This is a genomic window from Vibrio sp. S457-15 (assembly GCF_000960545.1).
GTDB lineage: Bacteria > Pseudomonadota > Gammaproteobacteria > Enterobacterales > Vibrionaceae > Vibrio > Vibrio parahaemolyticus.
On record NZ_JYOQ01000139.1, the window covers coordinates 1 to 1,238 of the forward strand.

The window sequence follows — 1,238 nt, forward strand, 5'->3', positions numbered from 1 at the left end:
TACAATGCGAAATGAACATGTCAATCCAGCGCTTTTGATCTAAAAATATATCTTCGAATTGCGAATTTGTTATTGTCATAGAACCCTCAAAATTATTTACATATTGTTAATGATTGGTATAACGCCCAATTAAGGGGTGAACAACGCTACCACCCACACCTAAAGCATTGTGCCATAAACACTAAGTTTGAAGTAGAAGCAAAAATGCCAAGCGTTGTGAATCCCTCTTAAATTGCTTGTTATGTGTTGGTAATAATATGTGATAGTTTTTCAAATTCTAGATCTTGAATTTCTAAGAATAGCTTTTTACTAAAAGTAATATTTGTGGATACTCCAGTATCAACTCCGTTATCAATTGGAGAGAACCAGTTGATTTCTAGAGACTTAAAGAATTCACTCAAAGCAATATCAAATGTCAAAAATTTAACAAAATAGTTTGTGCCAACATGGGCTTGAACATAGAGTACTCTGGTCAAACATATCAAATCACTCAGGCTATTATACGCAGCTTCATCAGCTTCTTGTTTTGACATGTTTGGTTTGGATTTTAAGATTTTTATAGCTGAGTGATTGCCATATAAACTAGCTAAAGCACATACGACAATTAAATGACCTTTGGGTACACCAAGCGATTTGGATTCCAAAATAATATTTCTCGCGCATTCGAGACGCTTAGCACGTTTTACGGGCTGGTATAGAATTCCTTGAACATATTTTATAAACTTGATGTATATATCCCAATTAAGTTCCTTCCCTTCAACATGCCCGAAGCATTTTCCTGTAAACTCTTTGTTTTCAACAAAAAAACCACCATCAGTTCTTGCTTTTTTATAAAATCGTTCGAGATACGGTAAGTCCTTTTCAATTGAAAGTTCGATCTGCTCACAAGTCTCCAATCTCTTACTTTGTCCTTCTCTAACTGATAGCATGCCACTAATAAAGTTTCCCTTTTTATCAAGGCTTTTCAGCTTGCTTAGCTTTTTCAAATCAACATTGACACCATCAGCACTTTTTTTTATCTCTGATAACGCATTTCTATCTAATAAATATATTTTTTCCATCTAATACTACTCAAATATTGATTATCTAAACGTGGGGTACTCGGGACACATAACGCCCTGCTAAGGGGTGAGCAACGCAATACCGAAGCCGCAGCAAACCACCTTAATCACTAAATTCAACGCATAGTAAAAATGCCACGCGTTGCGAATCCCTCTTGAGCAGTTTGTTAGTAGCGA

At 35.6% G+C, this 1,238-nt stretch carries 1 protein-coding gene; it reads right to left on the reverse strand.

Features of this window, described 5'->3' with window-relative positions:
• Positions 1 to 239 precede the first annotated feature (239 nt).
• Positions 240 to 1,061 carry a hypothetical protein gene (locus UF05_RS15370; RefSeq protein WP_045545790.1) on the reverse strand — a complete coding sequence of 274 codons (822 nt, stop codon included), beginning with the start codon at positions 1,059 to 1,061 and terminating at the stop codon, positions 240 to 242.
• Positions 1,062 to 1,238: the final 177 nt, after the last annotated feature.